Source organism: Nocardioides sp. HB32, from assembly GCF_054058995.1.
Map to the genome: position 1 here is coordinate 2,015,322 of NZ_JBSSBS010000001.1, position 20,672 is coordinate 2,035,993.

At 72.0% G+C, this 20,672-nt stretch carries 21 protein-coding genes; 14 read left to right on the forward strand and 7 right to left on the reverse strand.

Annotated elements, in window-relative coordinates; translation table 11 throughout:
* Positions 1 to 100: 100 nt before the first annotated feature.
* Both ACVW2K_RS10250 and ACVW2K_RS10255 read right to left on the reverse strand, forming a co-directional pair.
* Positions 101 to 604 (reverse strand): Rv3235 family protein, encoded by a 504-nt coding sequence (locus ACVW2K_RS10250; RefSeq protein WP_051549106.1) that lies wholly within the window; start codon positions 602 to 604, stop codon positions 101 to 103.
* Positions 601 to 1,230 (reverse strand): LysM peptidoglycan-binding domain-containing protein, encoded by a 630-nt coding sequence (locus ACVW2K_RS10255; protein WP_457202430.1) that lies wholly within the window; start codon positions 1,228 to 1,230, stop codon positions 601 to 603. Before ACVW2K_RS10255 ends, ACVW2K_RS10250 begins: the two co-directional genes overlap by 4 nt.
* 149 nt (positions 1,231 to 1,379) lie before the next feature.
* Here ACVW2K_RS10255 and ACVW2K_RS10260 point away from each other — a divergent pair, with 149 nt between their 5' ends.
* Together ACVW2K_RS10260 and ACVW2K_RS10265 are read left to right on the forward strand one after the other, a co-directional pair.
* The gene (locus ACVW2K_RS10260; protein WP_457202431.1) at positions 1,380 to 3,533 is read left to right on the forward strand and encodes a glycoside hydrolase family 3 C-terminal domain-containing protein; all 2,154 of its coding nucleotides are present in this window, start codon (positions 1,380 to 1,382) and stop codon (positions 3,531 to 3,533) included.
* A 17-nt stretch (positions 3,534 to 3,550) separates the two neighbouring features.
* Positions 3,551 to 4,081 (forward strand): hypothetical protein, encoded by a 531-nt coding sequence (locus tag ACVW2K_RS10265; RefSeq protein WP_457202432.1) that lies wholly within the window; start codon positions 3,551 to 3,553, stop codon positions 4,079 to 4,081.
* A gap of 14 nt (positions 4,082 to 4,095) precedes the next feature.
* On the opposite strand, the gene ACVW2K_RS10270 is transcribed toward ACVW2K_RS10265, so the two are convergent.
* The 4 genes from ACVW2K_RS10270 to ACVW2K_RS10285 are packed head-to-tail and all read right to left on the reverse strand — an operon-like array spanning position 4,096 to position 7,402.
* Positions 4,096 to 4,434 (reverse strand): sec-independent translocase, encoded by a 339-nt coding sequence (locus ACVW2K_RS10270; protein ID WP_028637168.1) that lies wholly within the window; start codon positions 4,432 to 4,434, stop codon positions 4,096 to 4,098.
* 3 nt (positions 4,435 to 4,437) lie between these two features.
* Positions 4,438 to 5,601 (reverse strand): Mrp/NBP35 family ATP-binding protein, encoded by a 1,164-nt coding sequence (locus tag ACVW2K_RS10275; RefSeq protein WP_028637167.1) that lies wholly within the window; start codon positions 5,599 to 5,601, stop codon positions 4,438 to 4,440.
* 11 nt (positions 5,602 to 5,612) lie between these two features.
* Positions 5,613 to 6,149, reverse strand: a complete 537-nt coding sequence (locus ACVW2K_RS10280; RefSeq protein ID WP_036570006.1) for a DUF1003 domain-containing protein — start codon at positions 6,147 to 6,149, stop codon at positions 5,613 to 5,615.
* On the reverse strand, positions 6,146 to 7,402 hold the full coding sequence (locus tag ACVW2K_RS10285) for a magnesium transporter MgtE N-terminal domain-containing protein (protein WP_028637166.1): 1,257 nt from the start codon (positions 7,400 to 7,402) through the stop codon (positions 6,146 to 6,148). Before ACVW2K_RS10285 ends, ACVW2K_RS10280 begins: the two co-directional genes overlap by 4 nt.
* Before the next feature lie 112 nt (positions 7,403 to 7,514).
* Here ACVW2K_RS10285 and ACVW2K_RS10290 point away from each other — a divergent pair, with 112 nt between their 5' ends.
* From ACVW2K_RS10290 to ACVW2K_RS10345, 12 genes are all read left to right on the forward strand, one after another.
* The gene (locus tag ACVW2K_RS10290; RefSeq protein WP_457202433.1) at positions 7,515 to 8,540 is read left to right on the forward strand and encodes a hypothetical protein; all 1,026 of its coding nucleotides are present in this window, start codon (positions 7,515 to 7,517) and stop codon (positions 8,538 to 8,540) included.
* A gap of 58 nt (positions 8,541 to 8,598) precedes the next feature.
* Entirely contained in the window at positions 8,599 to 9,654 is a 1,056-nt protein-coding gene (locus ACVW2K_RS10295) for an endonuclease/exonuclease/phosphatase family protein (RefSeq protein WP_457202434.1), read from the forward strand.
* Between the two features lie 72 nt (positions 9,655 to 9,726).
* Positions 9,727 to 10,875, forward strand: coding sequence for a phospholipase D-like domain-containing protein (locus tag ACVW2K_RS10300; RefSeq protein ID WP_457202435.1), 1,149 nt, complete (start codon positions 9,727 to 9,729; stop codon positions 10,873 to 10,875).
* 21 nt (positions 10,876 to 10,896) lie between these two features.
* Positions 10,897 to 12,477, forward strand: coding sequence for a LicD family protein (locus ACVW2K_RS10305; protein ID WP_457202436.1), 1,581 nt, complete (start codon positions 10,897 to 10,899; stop codon positions 12,475 to 12,477).
* Complete coding sequence (locus tag ACVW2K_RS10310) at positions 12,468 to 12,698, forward strand: DUF6752 domain-containing protein (protein WP_457202437.1); 231 nt, start codon at positions 12,468 to 12,470, stop codon at positions 12,696 to 12,698. Before ACVW2K_RS10305 ends, ACVW2K_RS10310 begins: the two co-directional genes overlap by 10 nt.
* Before the next feature lie 5 nt (positions 12,699 to 12,703).
* Complete coding sequence (locus ACVW2K_RS10315) at positions 12,704 to 13,762, forward strand: hypothetical protein (protein WP_457202438.1); 1,059 nt, start codon at positions 12,704 to 12,706, stop codon at positions 13,760 to 13,762.
* A gap of 69 nt (positions 13,763 to 13,831) precedes the next feature.
* A complete protein-coding gene (locus ACVW2K_RS10320; protein ID WP_457202439.1) occupies positions 13,832 to 15,163 on the forward strand; it encodes a phospholipase D-like domain-containing protein in 1,332 nt (443 codons plus the stop codon).
* 3 nt (positions 15,164 to 15,166) lie between these two features.
* Complete coding sequence (locus tag ACVW2K_RS10325) at positions 15,167 to 16,186, forward strand: hypothetical protein (protein WP_457202440.1); 1,020 nt, start codon at positions 15,167 to 15,169, stop codon at positions 16,184 to 16,186.
* 42 nt (positions 16,187 to 16,228) lie between these two features.
* Complete coding sequence (locus tag ACVW2K_RS10330; protein WP_457202441.1) at positions 16,229 to 17,425, forward strand: acyl-CoA dehydrogenase family protein; 1,197 nt, start codon at positions 16,229 to 16,231, stop codon at positions 17,423 to 17,425.
* A gap of 67 nt (positions 17,426 to 17,492) precedes the next feature.
* A complete protein-coding gene (locus ACVW2K_RS10335; RefSeq protein ID WP_457202442.1) occupies positions 17,493 to 18,533 on the forward strand; it encodes an endonuclease/exonuclease/phosphatase family protein in 1,041 nt (346 codons plus the stop codon).
* A gap of 41 nt (positions 18,534 to 18,574) precedes the next feature.
* Complete coding sequence (locus tag ACVW2K_RS10340) at positions 18,575 to 18,760, forward strand: DUF5302 domain-containing protein (protein WP_028637158.1); 186 nt, start codon at positions 18,575 to 18,577, stop codon at positions 18,758 to 18,760.
* Positions 18,761 to 18,822: 62 nt separating this feature from the next.
* Entirely contained in the window at positions 18,823 to 19,356 is a 534-nt protein-coding gene (locus tag ACVW2K_RS10345) for a MaoC family dehydratase (protein ID WP_028637157.1), read from the forward strand.
* 58 nt (positions 19,357 to 19,414) lie between these two features.
* Here ACVW2K_RS10345 and ACVW2K_RS10350 read toward each other — a convergent pair whose 3' ends face one another.
* Positions 19,415 to 20,593, reverse strand: a complete 1,179-nt coding sequence (locus ACVW2K_RS10350; RefSeq protein WP_457202443.1) for an MFS transporter — start codon at positions 20,591 to 20,593, stop codon at positions 19,415 to 19,417.
* Positions 20,594 to 20,672 lie beyond the last annotated feature (79 nt).

Sequence of the window (20,672 nt, forward strand, 5' to 3'; positions counted from 1 at the left end):
CCGGGTCTCGATACGCGCCGTCGCGACCTCCTTCGTCGGTCGCGGGCGCTACTCGACCTGCGTGAGCGACGCGGATCTCGACTTCGTCGAGCTCCGCTGCTCACGCAAACTCCAGTGCGGTGCAGCACCACCGCTCGTCGGCGGTCCGGACGAACCGGGCGGCCACCGCGCGCGAGCGGTCGCCGTACCGGACGTGCGCGCTGACCTCGACCCGGCCTCGGGCCAGGAAGCAGGCGTGCACGCCGACGACCCGGGGCCGGACGGGCTGCACGCGGCCCTGACCGGCCTGGTGCCGGCCGGCGCGGGCGACGAGCTGGGCGCGACGGTCGAGGTCCTGGAACACCTCGCGCGAGCTCCAGCGCAGCAGCTGGCTCACCGGCCGGTCGCCCCCGACGATCTCGACGGCCGCCTGCACGTACCGGCCCGCCCACTGCTCGAGGCCGTGGCGCAGCGGCGCCTCGATCGCGATCACGTCGGCGACCGGGTGGCGGCCGTACGCCGTCGTCTCGGGCGGGTCGAAGCGCGGCTGCAGGTCCAGGGCCAGCGTGCCCTGCACGGTGGCGACGGGTGCGGCGTGGTGGAGGGGGACGACGTTGTCGCTCATCGGTTCTCCTGGGGTCGAAGGGGGATCCGGAGCCGTTGGGCCGGCTGGATCAGGTCGGGGTCGGCGCCGACGACGGCGCGGTTGAGCGCGTAGATCTCGGGCCAGCGGTCCCCGGTGCCGAGGTGCTCGTCGGCGATCGACCACAGCGAGTCGCCGCGTCGAACCGTGACGACCGGGGCGGGTCGGGGATGCTGGAGGCGCTGCGCGCGCCGGTCATGCGCCGGCCCGTGCGGGCGGTCGGGCAGCGGCAGCCCGGCGATCGCGGTCGCCACCACCGAGGCTGCTGTCTGAGGCTGGTCGTGCCGGCCGCTGGTGGCGCCGGCAGGAGCGGCCAGCCCGGCCACGACGGCGAGGCCGCAGGCGGCCAGCAGGGCTCGCCGTACCCCCGCGGGGACGCCGCGCGCCTCCCAGCTGCCCCCACGCAGTGCCTCCAGCACGACCAGGCCGGTGACGCACCAGAGCCAGGCCGTCGCGGCCGAGCCGACGGTCGCGCACAGGCGCACCAGCGCGCCGTCGAACCCGGACGCGGGGGCGAGCGCCACCGGCGCCAGCCAGCCGACCAGCGCGACGGCGGCCCCGGTGGCGGTGAGCGCCACCGCGAGACAGCGGTGGACCGGAGCGTGCATCCCGAGAGCCAATCTATGCGTTTGCTTCCGTTTGCGTCAGACTGCGCTTCTTTACTCGGGCCGTCAACCGTTTCTCCACAACCCAGCCGGCGACGCGCGCACGGGGGTACGACGCCGTAGCCGCGCACCGGTTCCGCCGTTGCTGGGGCATGAGACGTGTCCTGATCGCCGCCGTCGGGCTGGCGCTGGTGAACCTGGTCCCCGTGGCCCCGGCCGCGCAGGCGGCCGATCCGTGCGCCGCGTGGATGGACCCGCACGACTCGGCGGACCACCGGGCGAACGCCCTGGTCGCGGCGATGACGCAGGACCAGAAGCTCGGGATGCTGACGTTCAGCAACCCGCCCTGGTTCGCGTTCTACGGCACTGCCGGGCACGTCGACGGGATCCCGGCGCTGTGCGTGCCGGACCTCGTCCTCAGCGACGCCGGATCCGGGGTGGCCGGGCTCCAGGTCGCGACCACGGTCTTCCCCTCCGGTGTCGCGCAGGCGTCGACGTGGGACCCCACGACCCAGCGCCGCCTGGGCCGTGCGATCGGCGAGGAGGCCTACGCCAAGGGCATCAACGTGATGCTCGGCCCGGGCATGAACATCGCGCGGACGCCGTACAACGGCCGTAACTTCGAGTACTTCGGGGAGGACCCCTACCTCGCCGCCAGCTCCGCCACGGCGTTCATCCGCGGCATCCAGGACAACCCCGTGCTGGCCAGTGCCAAGCACTACGCGTTCAACAACCAGGAGACCGACCGGATGACCGTCGACGTCCGGGTGGACGAGCGGACGCGTCGGGAGATCTACCTGCCGGCGTTCGAGGCCGCCGTGAAGAAGGCCGACGTCGGGTCCGTGATGTGCTCGTACAACCGGATCGGTGGGACCTACGCCTGCGAGAACCCGCGGATGCTGACCGGCTACCTGCGCAAGGACTGGGGCTTCGACGGGTTCGTCGAGTCCGACTGGGGCGCCACGCACTCGACGGCGCCGGCCGCGATGGCGGGCATGGACCTCGAGATGCATGCGTCGCCGCTGCCGCAGCAGTACTTCTCCGCGGACAGCGTGCGGGCGGCCCTGGCCGACGGGTCGATGACGCAGGCCCGCGTGGACGACATGGTCCGCGACATCGTGCGGCCGATGTTCGAGCACGGCCTCTTCGACCACCCGGTCGCTCCCGGCGCCGCGCCGTACCTCAGCGACGTGTCGACGCCGCACACCGAGCTCGCGCGCCGGGCCGCCGCCGAGGCCACCGTGCTGCTGAAGAACCGTGACGACCTGCTGCCGTTCGGCACGGGCGGCGGGCACACGATCGCGGTCATCGGCTGGGCCGCGAACCCGGTCGGCGCCACGAGCTCGACGTCCGGCGGCGGCTCGTCGCACGGCTCGGGCGTCGCGCGGCTGGTCTCCCCGCTCGAGGGCATCACGAGCGCCGCGCTCGCCCACGGCGACCGCGTCGTGTACGTCGAGGGCTCGAACGTCGCCGACGCGCGGGCCGCGGCCGCGGCCGCAGACGAGGTGGTCGTGGTCGCGACCGACGGCTCCACCGAGGGCAGCGACCGTCCGGACCTGGGCTTCCGCCCGGAGGTGTGCGTGTCGGTGGGCTGCTCGAGCATCCCGCTCGACCAGGAGGGCATGATCGCTGCCGCGACCGCCGCCAACCCGCGCACGGTGGTCGTGCTCGACGTCGGCGCGCCGGTGCGGATGCCGTGGCTGGGCGATGCGGGAGCGGTCCTGCTGCCCTGGTACGGCGGCCTCCAGCACGGCAACGCCCTGGCCGACGTCCTGTACGGCGACGCCGAGCCCGGCGGCCGGCTCCCGCAGACCTTCCCGAGGTCCGAGCAGCAGGCGAGCTTCGAGCCGGCGGCGTACCCCGGCGTCGACGGCAAGGAGACCTACGACGAGGGGTTGCTGGTCGGCTACCGCGGGTACGACGCCCGGGGGCAGCGACCGCTGTTCCCCTTCGGCTACGGGCTCGGCTACACGACCTTCGCCTTCCGCGACCTGTCGGTGCGCCGCGCCGGGGAGGGCGCCGAGGTGACGTTCACGGTGCGCAACACCGGCGACCGGACCGGTGCGGCGGTGCCGCAGGTGTACGTCTCGTTCCCCCGGTCCGCGGGCGAGCCGCCGAAGCAGCTGAAGGGCTTCGACAAGCTCACCCTCGAGCCCGGCGCGACCCGGCGGGTCACGATCCACCTCGACCGGCGTGCGTTCGCGCACTGGCGTGAGGGCTGGGTCGTCACGCCGGGCGACTACGGAGTCGGGGTCGGCTCCTCCTCGCGCGACCTGCCGCTCCGCGAGCGGTTGACGATGCGCTGACGGGGCAGGCTGCCCGCATGTCCTGGGAGGAGGAGGTCTTCGCCCTCCTCGACGACCTCGAGCAGCAGGCGGAGGCGCTCTACGCCGCCGAGCGCGACGCGGACCTGGCCGACCGGAGCCGGTCGGCGTACCGCGAGGTGACGCTGGCGTCCCGGCTGATGTCGACGATCGGCGACGAGCTCCGCCTCGACGTGGCCGGGGTCGGTGCGGTCACCGGCGTGCTCGAGCGGGTGGGCGACGGCTGGTGCCTGGTCAAGGGGACCGCCCAGGACTGGGTCGTCAGCCTCCCTGCCGTCGGTGCCGTGGCCGGCGCCGCCGAGCGCTCGGTGCCCGAGGTCGCGTGGTCGCCGGTCGCGAGGCTGGGCCTCGGCTCGGCGCTGCGTCGGATCGCGGACACCGGCGAGCGGTGCGTGGTCCACCTGCGCGACGGGACGACGTACGACGGACCGCTGCGCCGGATAGGCGCCGACTTCGCCGAGGTGGCCTTGGCCGGTCGCACCGTGCTGGTCGCGTTCGGCGGGCTGGCGGCGGTGCAGTCGCGGGACTGACGGGTTGGTCCCGCTCAGGTCGCGTCGGCGTCGTACGGCGGGGCCTCGCCGGCGTCGAGCGGACGCTGGCCCCGGCGGGTCGGCCTCGGTGCCTCGTCCTCGTCCTCCTCCTGGAGGACCTCGGCGATGTGCCGCTTGACGATCTCGCGCGGGTCGAGGTCACGCAGCTCGAGGTCGGCGTACTCGGGCCCGAGCTCCGCGCGCAGCTCGTCGCGCGCGTTGTCCGCCATCCTGCGGACCTGGCGGACGATCTGGCCGGCCTGCCGGGCCAGGTCGGGGAGTCGGTCCGGGCCGAAGACGAAGATCGCGACGAAGGCGATGACGGCCAGCTCCGTCAGCCCGACTCCGAACACGGGCTAGAACTTACTGGTCGGCGTCAACCCGAGCTGGAGTCCGGCGAGGCCGCGGCCGCGGCCGGCGAGCTTCTCGGCGATCGCCGTCAGCACCTGCGCTCCCGGTGCGGTGGGGTCGGAGTCCACGATCGGCTTGCCGGAGTCGCCACCCTCGCGGAGCGAGGTGTCGATCGGGATCTGGCCGAGCACGGGTACGTCGTACCCGAACCGCGTCGACAGCGTCCCGGCCACCCGCTCGCCGCCGCCGGCGCCGAAGATCTCCAGGCGGTGGTCGGTGCCCTCGGCGGTGCAGTGCGGGCAGGGCAGGTAGCTCATGTTCTCGACGACGCCCACCACGCGCTGGTGCATCATCGAGGCCATCGTGCCGGCGCGCTCGGCGACCTCCGCCGCAGCCTCCTGCGGCGTGGTCACGACGACCACCTCCGCGCCGGGGAGGTGCTGGCCCAGCGAGATCGCGACGTCGCCGGTGCCCGGCGGCAGGTCGAGGAGGAGCACGTCGAGGTCACCCCAGTAGACGTCCGCGAGCATCTGCACCAGGGCACGATCGAGCATCGGGCCGCGCCAGGCGACGACCTGGTCGCGACGCGGCTTCAGCATCCCGATCGAGATGACCGAGACGCCGGACGGCGTCGGCACCGGCATGATCAGGTCGTCCACCTGGGTCGGACGGTGGTCGGCGACGCCGAGCATCGCCGGGACCGAGTGGCCGTAGATGTCCGCGTCGACGATGCCGACCTTGAGCCCCTGCTTGGCCATCGCGAGCGCGAGGTTCACGGTGACCGACGACTTCCCGACCCCGCCCTTGCCGCTGGCGATCGCGAACACCTTGGTGAGCGAACCCGGCTGGGCGAACGTGATCTCGCGCTGCGCCTGGCCGTTGCTGAGGATGTCCTTCAACCCGGCGCGCTGCTCGGCGGTCATCACGCCGAGGCTGAGGTCGACGCCGGTGATGCCGTCGACCCCGCCGACGGCCGCCGACACGTCGCGGTTGATGGTGTCCTTGAGCGGGCACCCCGCCACGGTCAGCAGCACGGTCAGGTGCGCGATGCCGGCGTCGTCGATCTCGACCGACTCGACCATGCCGAGCTCGGTGATCGGGCGCTTGATCTCGGGGTCGTTGACGGTCGCCAGCGCGGCGTTGACCCGCTCGAGAAGGGGGGTGCTCATGATCCCCGAGTCTACGTGGGCGTGTTCTCCGGATCGGCGTCGGCCGGGTGAGACTGGCCACGGTCCTCGGTGCGCTCGTCCAGGTCGGCCAGCAGGCTCCGCAGCTCGGACCGCAGGAAGTCGCGGGTCGCGACCTCGCCGACCGCCATCCGCAGCGACGCGACCTCGCGGGCCAGGAACTCCATGTCGGCGTGCGCGCGGGCGTCGGCCTGCCGGTCCTGCTCGGCGATCACCCGGTCGCGCGCCTCCTGCCGGTTCTGCGCCAGCAGGATCAGCGGCGCGGCGTACGACGCCTGGAGGCTGAGCATCAGGGTCAGGAAGATGAACGGGTAGTCGTCGAACCGGAGGTGGTCGGGCGCCGTGAAGTTCCAGACCACCCAGAACACGACGAAGAGCGTCATGTAGATGAGGAACTGCGCGGTGCCCATGAAGCGGGCGAACTGCTCGGCGAAGACCCCGAAGGTGTCGGAGTTGTACGACGGCCGCCGGACCAGCGGGGGACGGCGCAGGTCCTTTGGGGTGTCGAGGCGCGGCGTGCGGTCGCTCATCCCTCGACCCCCTGCCGCACGGCCCGGTCCCGCCAGCCCTCGGGCAGCATGTGGTCGAGCAGGTCGTCGACGGTGACCGCGCCGAGGAGGTGGCCGGTGTCGTCGACCACGGGCGCGGCCACCAGGTTGTACGTCGCCAGGTGGGCCGCCACCTCGTCGATGGTGGCCTCGGGGCGCAGCGACTCCATCGAGTCGTCCAGGGCGCCGGCGACCAGGGTCGACGGTGGCTCGCGGAGCAGCCGCTGGATGTGCGCGACGCCGAGGAACTTGCCGGTCGGCGGCTCCAGCGGCTGCCGGCACACGTAGACGAGCGCGGCGAGCGCCGGCGTGAGCTCGGGGTTCCGCACGTGGGCGAGCGCGTCGGCGATGGTGGCGTCCGGCCCCAGGATCACCGGCTCCGGCGTCATCATGCCGCCGGCCGTCTCCTCGGCGTACGACATCAGCCGGCGGACGTCCTCGGCCTCCTCCGGCTCCATCAGCTCGAGCAGCGCCTCGGCGGTCTCCGGTGGCAGGTCCGCGATCAGGTCGGCGGCGTCGTCCGGCGACATCTCCTCGAGGATGTCGGCGGCGCGCTCGTTGTCGAGGTGCTCCAGGATGTCGACCTGGTCCTCCTCGGGGAGCTCCTCGAGCACGTCGGCCAGGCGCTCGTCGTCGAGCGCGGCCACGACGGCCGAGCGCCGCTCGAGCGGCAGGTCGTGGATCATGTTCGCGGCGTCCGCCGGACGCATCTCGTTGAGCGCGGCGATCAGGTGGGTGGCGCCCTGCGACTCGTCGCGGGCGGTGAGGCCCTCGACGTCGCGCCACTCGACGACGTGCGTCTGGCCGCGGCGGCGCAGCCCCTTCGTGGGCTCCTGGATCGCGACCCGGCTCAGCACCCAGTCGCGGTTGCGGGCCTGCTCCATCGCGACGTCGTACACCGTGCCGCTCACGCCGGTGATCGGGACCCGCACCGAGCGGTCGAGCATCTGGCTCATCACCAGCGTCTCGGTGGGCCGCTGCTCGAAGCGGCGCATGTTGAGCAGCCCGGTGGTGTACACGTGCCCGCTGTCGATGTTGGTCACCCTGGTCATCGGCACGAAGATCCGGCGCCGGCCGAACACCTCGGCCACCAGGCCGAGCACCCGGGGCTGGTGGACCTCGGACCGGACCGCCGCGACGACGTCCCGCACCTTGCCGACCTGGTCGCCCTGGGGGTCGAAGATGGGCAGCCCGACGAGACGGGCCGCGAAGACGCGGACGGGCGTGGTGCTCATCCGGGGTCCCGCCGGAAGCGTGGGGTGGAGGACCGAAGCGGGGGAGCTCCTCGCTTCCGTGGGGTGCGGCTCACGTCTGCACACGCTACCGGCCGGTGGCACCATGTCCTTCGTGCCACGCGTCGTGCTCCACGTCGGACTGCCCAAGACCGGCACGACGTACCTCCAGGGACTGCTCGCCGACCACCGCGACCGGCTGCGCGACGCGGGCGTCCTCTACCCGTTCGTCGAGCCGGGCGCGATGTTCCGTGGCGCCGTCGAGGTGCGGGGCAGTCACGCGAAGTTCGGCCTCACCGCCGGCGAGGTCGCCGGCAAGTGGGCCGCGGTCTGCGACCGGGCGCTGGCGTACGACGGCGTCGCCGTCATCAGCCATGAAGTCCTGGCCGGCGCGACGACCGAGCAGGTGCGTACCGCGCTCGCGCCGCTGGCCGGCGCCGAGGTCCACGTGGTCGTCACCGCTCGCGACCTCGGCCGGCAGGCGACCGCGCACTGGCAGGAGGAGGTGAAGCTCGGCGCAACCTGGTCGTTCGCCGACTTCGAGCGGGACCAGCTGCGCGCCGACACCGGCCCCGACGAGGGACCGGACGCCGGGGGCGTCCGGCCGCACTTCTGGCACGCCCAGGACTTCGCCGACTGCCTGCGGCGGTGGTCGGTGGCGGTGCCGGCCGACCGGGCGCACCTCGCCGTCGGGCCGGCGCCCGGCGCCGGGCCCGAGGTGCTGTGGCAGCGGTTCGCGGAGGCGTGCGGCTTCGACCCCGACGTCCTCGACGGACGCACGGCCCCGGTCAACCCGTCACTCGGTACCGCCGAGGTGGCCCTGCTCCGCGCCGTCAACGCGGCGCTCGCCGACCGGGTCGACCGGGCGACGTACCTGCGCGTCGTGAAGCGGGGGTACGCCGAGGGCGAGCTCGCCGCGCGGCCGGGTCCGCGGCCGCGCGCGCCGTACGAGCTGGGCGGCCTGCTGCGCGCGGTGACGGCGCGGTGGCTGGACGAGGTGCGGGCGGCCGGGCACCCGGTGCACGGTGACCCGGCGGACCTCGCCCCGGTGGTCGGTGCTCCGGAGGATCCGGGGCCGGACGACGCCACGCCGGCCGAGGATCCCGCCCAGGTGGTCCAGACCCTCCTGTCGCGCGGTTGAGCGCGCCCTGGCTCGGGTACGCTCACGACCACCTGGGCACACGGGAGGATCGGGACGCATGACCAAGCACGTCGGTCCCTCCGACCCCGCCGAGACGACCGGCGCCGCGGTCGCGACGATCGCTGTCGTGGGCGTGCTCGGGCTGGTCATCGCCGTGCTCGCGATCTTCCGGCCCGGTGGCGGAGCCGAGGACCCCGGCCCGAGCGCCGCGGACGTCGCGGTCGCGACCCGGGCGCCCACGCAGTCGGTCAGCGCCGGGCAGCGCATCCACGCGGCGCCGACGGTCAAGCCGCAGCGGGTCGGGAAGGTCGGCAAGGAGCTGCGCCGCAAGACGCAGAAGGTCGCGGCCCGGAAGCCCACGACGTTCCGCATCGGCACGTTCAACGTGCTCGGCGCGTCGCACACCAAGGCCGGCGGCAACAAGAAGGGCTGGGCCCCGGCTCCGACCCGGATGTCCTGGGCGACCTCGATCGTCCAGGCGTCCGACGCGGACGTGATCGGCTTCCAGGAGTTCGAGAGTCCCCAGGTCAGCACGTTCCTCGCACGGACCGCCGGTGCCTGGGCGGTCTTCCCGGGCAACGCCGGCGACCCGCGCAACTCCATCGCCTGGCGCACGAGCGTCTGGGAGCTGGTCTCGAGCGCGACGGTGCCGATCCCGTACTTCCACGGCCAGACCGTCCAGATGCCGTACGTGCGGCTGCACAACATCGAGTCCGACCAGGACGTGTACTTCATCAACGTGCACAATCCGGCGACCACCGGCCGCTGGGGCAACAACGAGCGCTGGCGGGACGCGGCGACCGCCCGCGAGATCGCGCTGATCAACCAGCTGCACGCGCAGGACTTCCCGGTCGTGCTCACCGGGGACTTCAACGAGCGGGACGAGGTCTTCTGCAAGGTCACCGGCTCCGGGGCGATGGTCTCCGCGAGCGGCGGTGTCGCGTCCGGCGGGAGCTGCGTGCCGCCCTCGGGCATGGGCGTGGACTGGATCTTCGGCTCCAGCGTGATCCGGTTCAGCGACTACCTCGCCGAGCGGAACGGCCTCGTGCAGCGCGCCACCGACCACCCGTTCGTCGTCACCACGGCGACCATCCCGCCGCTCAGCGACCGCTGACCCCCGCGTTACGGCTGCGTCGCACCCGCGCGGGGGTTGTCACCCACGGGACAGATGTGACAATAGGTGCCCGTGAGCACTCTCGGACTCCTCCGCACCGCTGTCGTCTCCGCCGCCCTGGTCGCCGGCGCCCTCGCCCTGTCCGCGCCGGCGGACGCCGGGCCGGCCACCCAGCGGGTCGGCCACTACGTGCCGCCCGCGGGCGGCAACTTCAACAACCCGCTCGGCACGCCGACCCAGCAGCGCAAGCTGCTCCAGCAGGTGATCCGGACGGTGAACAGCGCGCCGGCCGGGTCGACCATCCGGATGGCCGTCTTCTCGTTCGGGGACGGGCCGACCGCGGACGCGCTGATCGCGGCCCACGACCGCGGTGTGAACGTGAAGCTGGTGTTCGCGGGGGAGAACGTCTACCCGGCGATGGCGCGGCTGCGCTCGGCCATCGGCACCGACACGAACGCGCCGTCGTTCGTGCGGATCTGCCAGAACAGCTGCCGCGGGGACGCGGGCCAGATGCACGCGAAGTACTTCTCGTTCAGCAGGGCCGGCACCGCGAGGTGGATCACGATGGTCGGCTCGGTGAACCTCACCCAGCACAACGCCCAGGACCAGTGGAACGACCTCTACACCCGCGTCGACGACCGGCCGTACTTCCGGGCCTACGGCCACTGGTTCGGCCAGCTCAAGGCGGACCAGCCGGTCGCGAAGCCGTACCTCCACAAGGCCGTCAGCGACACCGACATCCGAATCATGCCCGTCGACCTGCGCGCGGACACCGACCCGATCCTCGCCGCGCTCGACGACGTCCAGTGCGTGGTGACGACGAACGGCGGGGACGTCCACACCGGCGTCTACATCAGCACCCACGCGTGGAACGAGGACCGCGGCAAGGCGATCGCCTGGAAGGTCGCGGCGCTGCGCGGTGAGGGCTGCGACGCGAAGGTGTTCTACGGCACCGGCATGGGCGCCGCGGTGCGGTCGATCCTCGAGAACCACGACGTCGCGATGCGCAAGGGCGGCCACCAGGGCATCCGCACCCACCAGAAGGTGATGATCGTCTCGGGCGGGTACGACGGCGAGACGTCCACCGTGCGCGCCTGGACCGGCTCACAGAACTGGAGCACCCGGGCCACCCACCGCGACGATCTGATCGTGCGCATCGACGACCAGGCCGAGGCGACGACGTACGAGAAGCGGTTCCTGTGGATGTGGGACCACGGATAGACCCGGTTACGATCTCGCCCCATGAGGAGACCGTTCAGCCGAGCCCGCGTCTCCTCCGTCTCGGTCACGGCCGAGGGGATCGCCGCCCGTTCGCGACGTGAGGTCGTGCTCGACGTCGCGTTCGACGACCGCCGGATCTACTCGTTCTGGCTGCACCGCGACGGGACCCGCCGTCCCGACGGCACCCGCCTGGTGCCGTGGCCGCACGCCATCCGCAAGTTCCTCGACGGCACCACCCGCCTCACGCTGACCGTCCACGAGACCGGTCAGGTCGTGCACGACGCCGAGGTGCGCCTCGGCCAGGACGGTGCAGCAGGGGGCGCCGGCCGGATCGCGGTGGTGAACAAGGACGGCCAGCCGCTCAGCCTGGACAAGTCGCTGCGCCTGGTGCAGACCTTCGACAACCGCAGCGAGGAGAACGTCCGCCCGCTGCTCGACGCGATCGACCACGTGCTCGCCGGGCTGCAGGCCGCCGGCCTCGAGCCGTTCCTGGCCTACGGCACGCTGCTCGGCGCGGTCCGCAACGGCAAGCTGATCGGCCACGACAGCGACGCCGACCTCGGGTACGTCAGCGCGCACGAGCACCCGGTCGACGCGATCCGGGAGTCGTTCCGGGTGCAGCGGGCCCTGGTCGGGGCGGGCTACCGGATCACGCGCTACTCCGCGCTGGCGTTCAAGGTCGACGTCGTGGAGAGCGACGGCCACGTGCGCGGCCTCGACGTGTTCGGCGGCTTCATGCGCGACGGCCTCCTGCACCTGATGGGCGAGATCCGCACGCCGTTCCGGCGCGAGTGGGTGACCCCCCTCGGCCGCGCGACGCTGGAGGGCCGGGAGTTCCCGGTGCCGGCGGACACCGATCGGTTCCTCGCAGCGACGTACGGCAAGAGCTGGCGGGTGCCCGACCCGGCCTTCCACTTCGCGACCCCGGCGTCCACGCACCGCCGCTTCGACGGCTGGTTCCGCGGCATCCGCACCGGCCGGCCGCAGTGGGACCGCTTCTACTCCAGGCGCCGGGTCCCCGGTGCGGAGCCGTCGGAGCTGGCCCGCTACGCCGCGCAGCGCGAGGACCCCGCGACCCCCGTCGTGGACCTGGGCTGCGGCACGGGCACGGATGTCCTCTGGTTCGCCCGGCGAGGTACGCCGGCGACGGGCCTGGACTTCGTGCGGCGGGCGTTCGAGGCGGCGGAGGAGGAGGCGGGCGTGGAGGACCTCGCGGCGAGGTTCCTCACCTGCAACTTCCTCGAGGCCCGGTCCGCGCTCGCCACCGGCGGGCTGGTCGGCGCCGAGACGGGCCCGCGGGTCGTGCTCGCCCGGCACCTCGCCGACAACGTCGACCGGCGGGCCCGGAGGAACGCCTGGCGTGCGGCGCGGATGATGTTGCACGACGGCGGCCGGCTGTACGTCGAGTTCCTCGTGCAGCGCGGGGACGGCGTCCTCGCCCGCCGCGAGCGGGCGAAGATCCGCAGGCCGGCGATCGTGGCGCGGGAGCTCCGCTCCGTCGGTGCCAGGATCGTCGAGCGGGAGACAGTGAAGATTCCGAGGGCAGGCCGCTCTGGCGGTTCGCCCACCAAGATCTGCCGAATGGTGGCGACATGGGAGTGAAGGACAAGGCGTTGGGCGTGGCCGGGCGGTTCAGGGCATCGGCGACCCACGACCTCCGCAAGCGGGTGGCGGCCCTCGAGGCCGAGGTGCAGGAGTGCCGCCAGCTGAACCTGCGGCTGGCCGAGCTCACCGACCTGGTGACGGACCTGCTCGTCCCGCTCGCCCGGAGTGACGAGGCGGGCATGCGCGAGGTGCTCGCGAAGTACCAAGGGAGCATCTGACGCCCGTGGCGGAGCGGGTGTACCTCCACATCGGTCTGCCCAAGACCGGCACGACGTACCTCCAGGGCGTGCTGTGGGACAACCGCGACCTGGTCCGCCGCGACGGCGTGCTGCTGCCCGGCGACGGGCACCGCGAGCACCTCTGGGCAGCCCTCGACCTCCAGGGCCGCAAGAAGCTCGACCGGCGCGGCCCGCGCGCCAAGGGCGCCTGGGGCCGGCTCCGCGACGAGCTGGCGGCGTACGACGGCACCGGCCTGGTCACCCACGAGTTCTTCTGCGGCGCGTCTCGCGAGCAGGCCGAGCGGGCCGTCGCCGAGCTCGCGCCGGCCGAGGTGCACCTGGTCGTGACCGCCCGGCACACCGCCGGGATGCTCGCCGCCGGCTGGCAGGAGATGGTCAAGAACGGCGGCACGGAGCCGCTCGAGGACATCCCGCACCGGAAGGGCCGCGGCTCGGAGTTCAGCTGGCGCACCTGGGACCTGCACGGTGTCCTCAAGCGCTGGACCGGGACCGTGCCGCCGGAGCGGGTCCACGTCCTGCCGATGCCCGGCAAGGGCGAGCCGCCGGACCGGCACTGGCGCAACTTCGCCGGCGTGGTCGGCCTGGCCTCGGACTACCCGCTGCCGGACCGGGCGGCGAACCAGTCCCTGGGCGTCGTCCAGGTCGAGCTGCTGCGACGGGTGAACGCGCACCTGAAGGGCTTCGAGAACCCCACCGACCGCGGCCGGTGGATCCGTGGCTACCTCGCCGAGAAGCACCTGGTCGCGCAGCAGGGGGAGCGGTTCGGGCTCACCGACGACCTGCTCGCGGACTGCCGCCGCCGCAGCGAGGGGGCGGTTCGGATGATCCGCCGGAAGGGCTTCCACGTCGTGGGCGACGTCGAGTCCCTCCTGGTGCCCGACGACCTGCCCGCCCAGCGTCCCGTCTCGTCGGTCACCGACTCCGAGCTCGTCGATGCGGCCGGGGACCTGGTCGCTGTTATGCTCGCCGACGTTCGCGAGTTGTCTGGGGGCACGACCCGTCGTCGTGCGCGTCGTTCGGCGAGGACAGCACCCACCGCCTGAGCGGCTGCGTTCCCGGGTGTGCCGGCACGACGTCCCTTCCGGACACGGGAGAAGGGTTCGGATGTGGGTGTGAGGTCGAGGCTTCTCGTGGCGGCCGGCGTGATCGCGCTGGCGGCCCCGTTGATGGCGATCCCGGCGGCGCACGCTGGTGGCGGTGGCGGGACGACCACGCGGACCGGCGGGACGAAGCCCTGGAAGCCGACCACCGGTGGATGGTTCAACGATCCCTGGGGCGACTCCGCGTCGCAGTTCCGGATCGAGCGGCAGATCGCGGACGCGATCCGGCACGCCCGCAAGGGCTCCTTCATCCGGATCGCGGTGTACTCCTTCGACCGCGTGAACATGGCGAAGCTGCTGATCAACGCCCACCACCGTGGCGTCCACGTGCAGGTCCTGCACAACGACCACCAGTACACGACCGCGATGAAGATGCTGAAGCACGACCTCGGCACCAACCGCGGCAAGAAGAGCTGGGACTACACCTGCAAGACCGGCTGCCGCAGCGAGCAGGGCGTGCTGCACGACAAGATCTACCTGTTCGAGCAGACCGGTGCTGCCCGGGACGTCGTGATGACGGGATCGGCCAACCTCACCGGCAACGCGACCCAGCACCAGTTCAACGACCTGCTCATCAAGAACGACGTCCCGCGGCTCTACGACCGACTCTTCTCGCTGTTCCGCGAGCTGAAGAAGGACAGGACCGCGAAGCCGCTCTACGAGCACGACGACCTCGGCGCGTTCGAGACGTGGGTGATGCCGCACCCGCACACCACCGAGGCGAACGACCCGGTCATGCAGATCCTGCGCCCGGTCCAGTGCCAGGGGGCGACCGACGGGACCGGGACCGCCGGCAGGACGAAGATCCGGGTCTCGATGCACGCCTGGAACGGCGCGCGCGGCACCTACATCGCCCGCCGGCTCCGCAACCTCTACGCGCAGGGGTGCGACGTCAAGGTGCTCTGGGCGCTCGGCGGCGCGGAGATGAAGAGGGTCATCGGCATGCAGACGCCGCGAGGCACCGTGCCGCGGCACACCGACAGCTACAACACCGACTGCGACGAGCTGCAGGAGGTCGACATGTACAGCCACCAGAAGTACCTGACGATCTCCGGCCACTACGGCGGCAACACGAGCACGTCGGACATCTTCACCGGGTCCAGCAACTACACCCACTCCGGGCTCGTCGGTGACGAGCTCATCCTGCGGGCCACGGGCTCCCACCTGGTCACCCAGTGGAACCGGAACTTCGACTTCATCTGGGACCACCGCTCCCGTCCGGTCGGCGGCAGCCCCGGCCCGAGCTTCGACCCGCCGCCGCCGGTGTGCCCGACCACGCCCGCGAAGCGGTCCGCGGGCGCCGAGGGGCTGGCGTACTCGGGACGCTTCTGGGAGGGCGACTGACGCGTGGCCGAGCGCGTGGTCCTGCACGTCGGGACGATGAAGTCCGGCACGACGTTCCTGCAGAACGTCCTGTCGAACAACGGCGACGCCCTGCGCGAGCAGGGGGTTAGCTTCGTCGGTCGCAAGTGGCGTGACCAGATCAAGGCCGCCCAGGACGTCATCGAGCGCGGCGGCGAGGAGCAGAAGCCGATCGCGGCCGACGGGCCGTGGGCGCGGATCGTCCGCGAGATCGAGGAGTGGCCGGGAACGGCGCTGTTCTCGGTGGAGTTCTTCGGTGCCCGCAAGACCGCCAAGATCGAGCAGGTCGTCGCGGCGTTCGGTGACACCCCGCTGACCGTCGTCATCACGGCCCGCGATCTGGCCCGCCAGATCCCGAGCATGTGGCAGGAGTCGGTCCAGAACGGCGGCCGGGCGACCTGGCCGGACTACCTGGAGGCGGTCCGCGAGGAGCGCCGGGGCAACCCGTTCTGGCGCCAGCAGGGCGTCGCGACCTGGGCCAGGCGCTGGTCGGGCGTGGTCGGCACCGAGAACGTCGTGCTCGTGACCGCGCCGCCGAAGGGCGCGCCGAGCAACCTGCTGTGGGACCGGTACGCCGGGGTCGCGGGCATCGATCCCGCCTCGTGCAGCCTCGAGGTCACCACCAACCCGTCGCTCGGCCTCGCCTCGACGCTGGTGCTCCGTGACCTCAACGAGGCGCTCGCCGACGACCCGCTGTCGCGCAACGCCTACCACTCCCGGGTCAAGCGGGTGCTCGCGAAGCAGGGGATGGCCCGGCACCGTCGCGACGAGCCGACGCTCGGCCTGGACGAGGCGTGGGTCTACGCGCGCTCGGAGAAGGAGATCGCGGCGCTGCGCGAGGTCGGCTGCCCGGTCGTGGGCGACCTGGCCGAGCTGACGTCGTACCCGGTCCCCGGCGTGCAGCCCTCCGACGTGCCGGTCGAGCAGCAACTCGAGGCCGCCGTGCGTGGCCTGGCTCACGCGGTGCGCGATCTCACATGGGCCAGGGGCGGCAAGAGGAAGTAAGTTACCGGCGAGTCACCTGTACGCCACGACGGAAGGACGCCGATGGGCCGGCTGTGCGAGACCGACGGACTGACCGACGACCAGCGCGAGATCCTCAAGGCGGTGCGCACGTTCGTGGAGGAGAAGATCCTCCCGGTCGCGACCGAGCTCGAGCACGCCGACGAGTACCCGCAGGAGATCGTCGACGGGCTCAAGGAGCTGGGCATCTTCGGGCTGATGATCCCCGAGGAGTACGACGGCCTGGGCGAGTCGCTGCTGACCTACGCGCTGTGCGTCGAGGAGATCGCCCGCGGCTGGATGAGCGTCTCGGGCGTGATCAACACCCACTTCATCGTGGCGTACATGATCATGCAGCACGGCACCGAGGAGCAGAAGAAGAAGTACCTGCCGGCGATGGCGGCGGGCGAGGTCCGCGGCGCGTTCTCGATGTCGGAGCCGGGGCTGGGCTCGGACGTGGCGGCGATCAAGACCAAGGCCGTCAGGGACGGTGACGACTACGTCATCGACGGCCAGAAGATGTGGCTGACCAACGGCGGCTCGTCGAACCTGATCGCGCTGCTGGTGCGCACCGACGAGGGTGCGGACTCGGTGTACCGCAACATGTCGACGTTCCTGGTGGAGAAGGAGACCGGCTTCGGCGAGGTCGCGCCGGGCCTGACCATCCCCGGCAAGATCGACAAGATGGGCTACAAGGGCGTCGACACCACCGAGGCGGTCTTCGAGGGCCACCGGGTCTCCGCGGCCCAGCTCCTGGGGGGCGAGCCGGGCAAGGGCTTCTACCAGATGATGGACGGCGTCGAGGTCGGCCGCGTGAACGTCGCGGCCCGCGCCTGCGGCATCGGCCTGCGGGCCTTCGAGCTGGCCATCGCCTACGCGCAGCAGCGGGAGACGTTCGGCAAGCCGATCGCCGAGCACCAGGCGATCATGTTCCGGCTGGCGGAGATGGCGACCAAGGTCGAGGCCGCGCACGCGATGATGGTCCGCGCCGCCCGCCAGAAGGACACGGGCGAGCGCAACGACGTCGAGGCCGGCATGGCCAAGATGCTCGCCGCGGAGTACTGCAACGAGGTCGTCCAGGACTCCTTCCGGATCCACGGCGGCTACGGGTACTCCAAGGAGTACGAGATCGAGCGGCTCTACCGCGAGGCGGCGTTCATGCTGATCGGCGAGGGCACCTCCGACATCCAGAAGATGATCATCGGCCGCAGCCTGCTCAAGGACTACAAGCTGAAGGGCTGACGCGGCCGTAATGGGGCTTCTGTGACGGGAGTGACGTTAGAGTACTCCTGATCTCTCAGGAGGACCCATGCTGTCCGACGCTCGCTCCCGCCAGCGACTCACGGTCGTCGCCGCCCTGCTCCTCGGGATGGTGCTCGGCGCCGGTGCCCTGCGCATCTCCGGGATGGGCGGGTCCGGCGACGACTCCGCCCGCCTCGCCGACGGCGAGGTGACCGGCCCGACCCAGCTCACGATCAGCTCGCTGAACGCCCTCGGTGCGGACCACACCGCGTCCGGCGGCAACAAGCACGGCTGGGCGCCCGGTCCGGAGCGGATGAAGTGGCTGACCCAGGTGATCAATGCCGAGGGCGTCGAGGTGATCGGGCTCCAGGAGTTCCAGTTCCCGCAGTACCAGGTCTGGGAGCAGGAGATGGGCACCAGCTGGGACACCTACCCCGGCACGGCCTGGGGCCGCAAGGGCATGCGCAACTCGGTCGCGTGGCGCTCCGACCAGTGGTCGATGGTCAGCGCCAGCTGGGAGAAGATCCCGTACTTCCACGGCACCATCCTGCGGATGCCGGTCGTGCTGCTCCAGAACATCGCCACGGGGCAGCAGGTCTACGTGTCGTCGTTCCACAACCCCGCCGACGCCCGCGGCCCGGCCGCGAAGTGGCGCAAGCAGGCCACCGACATCGAGATCGCGATGGTGAACCGGCTGCGCGCCGACACCGGGCTGCCGGTGTTCGTCACCGGGGACATGAACGAGCGGGACATCTACTTCTGCCGGATGACGGCGGGCACCGACATGATCGCGGCGAACGGCGGCGTCAACACCGGGAACGGCGGCCTCGGCGGCTGCTCACCGACGCGGCCGACGTACATCGACTGGATCTTCGGCTCCCCGGAGACGACGTTCACGAACTACCACGCGAACCGCGGGCCCAAGGTCCGGAAGTCGACGGACCACCCGATGATCGTCACGGAGGCGGAGCTGCCGCCGGTGCTGCCGACGGACTGCCCGACCACCTCGCCGGCACCGACCACCACGGTCACCCCCACGCCGACGACGTCGCCGACCCCGAGACCGACCGGGTCGCCGTCGCCGAACGTGCCCTCGCCGTCGTCGTGAGGCCGTAGCGTCCGGACGGCGCCGCGTGCGATGGTGAGGCCATGACCGACTCGCAGCAGAACGACGACCTGAAGGCCAAGATGCGCGAGGCGCTGGATCGGAAGAACCAGAAGGAGAAGGGCGTCCACCAGGACGGCCCGGTGCGCGAGAAGGCGCACGGCTCCGAGGTGACCGGGGGAGCGGGACCGAAGATGCACCGGCGCAAGGCGGGCGGCGGCGGCAGCTGACTGTGGGATAGCCCACGCGTCCGGCTGGTGCGCCCCATGGGCCGGCCGGGCAGAGTGGGCGCATGCAGTTCGGACGCAGCTACGAGGAGTTCGAGGTCGGCGCGACCTACCGGCACTGGCCCGGCAAGACGGTGACCGAGTACGACGACCACCTGTTCTGCCTGCTCACCATGAACCACCACCCGCTGCACCTCGACACCCACTACGCCGAGGAGACCACGCAGTTCGGGAGGAACGTGGTGGTCGGCAACTACGTCTACTCGATCCTGCTCGGCATGAGCGTCCCGGACATCTCGGGCAAGGCGATCGCCAACCTCGAGATCGAGTCGCTGCGGCACGTCGCCCCGACGTTCCACGGCGACACGCTGTACGGCGAGACCACCGTGCTCGACAAGTGGGAGAGCACCTCCAAGGACGACCGCGGCGTCGTCCACGTCGAGACCATCGGCTACAACCAGGACGGCAAGGTCGTCTGCATCTTCCGCCGTAAGGTGATGGTGCCGAAGCAGAGCTACCTCGAGGCCCGTGGCGGCGAGCAGCCCGGCCGCCCGGTGCCGCAGCCCGACAAGTTCTGGCCGGGGCCGGCGGCGGAGTAGCGCGCGTCGGTGGTCGAGGCGCCCCGCGCCGGATGAGCGGGTTCCCTGCTGCTCGCGCTCAGGAAGCCGATGGCCGGGGTGCACCGACCGCGGCGACGATGCGCGGCACGAAGGCAGGCGCCAGCGGGACGATGCCGAGCACCAGCACCATCGGCACCGCGAAGCCGATCCGCAGCGAGTCCTTGCCGACCAGGCCGGTCATCACCGACCCGAGGATGGCGCCGAGGTAGTTGAACTGGTTGAAGCGTGCGATCACGGCGTCCACGCGGGCCTGCCGGACCGCCGGCTCGAAGCCCTCGCCGCCGGCGATCTTCGCCGCGGCCGAGAAGCTGAGCGGCGCGACGACCGCGACGCCGGCGCCGAGGATCGCGAAGCCGAGGACCGCGACCTGCCAGGTGGGGGAGAACACCACGACCGCCAGCGCGGCCGCACCGATGACCGCCCCGACCCGCAGCACCGGCACCGGACCGAACCGGGCCACCAGCCGGTCGCCGGCCAGTCGCACCGCGCCGCTGGCCAGCAGGTAGCAGAGCGCCGGAAGGGCGACGTACCGCTCAGGGGTCGTGAAGGTGTGGTCCACGAACAGCGGTCCCCACGTCTGCACGGCCGTGTCGACCATGTAGAAGAGCACCATCGCCGTGCCCACCAGCAGGATCGGGCGCCACGGCACGGCGACCCGGGTGGCGAGCTCGGTGGGGCCGTGGTCCCGGGGGAGGAACCGGCCGAACGCGACGACCAGCGGGATGACCGCGAGCGCGGCGCTCGCCTCGAGCGGCAGGTCGGCGGTGGCGAGGGTGACGGCGGCGCCGATCACGCCGCCGAGCGTCCACGCACCGTGGAAGGACGGCAGGATCGGCCGGTCGTAGCGGTGCTCGAGCGCGACCGCCTGCATGTTGGTGCAGGCGTCGACCATGCCCAGGCCGAAGCCGTAGACCGCGAGGCCGGCCACGAAGAACGCCGACGCCTGGGCGGTGCAGAGGACGGGGACGCCGATCGCGACCGTCACCAGGCCGACCCGCAGCAGCAGCGCGCTGTCCTTGCGCTTCGCGAGCGCCTCCGCGGTCACCGAGCCGCCGCCGGCCAGCAGGATCATCATCAGCAGCAGCACCGACAGCGTGACGTCCGAGAGCCCCCACTTGTCCTGGAAGTCCGGCAGCCGCGTGGTCAGGCTCAGCAGGATCAGGCCCTGCGAGAGGAAGCCGGCGGCCACGGCCACGCGGGCCCGGGTGATGTCCATGGGCGGCATCGTGGCACGGGTTGCCGCAAAAGCGGTGTCAGCCCCGCGCCGGTGCGCGACGATCTCCCGAGCACTCAGC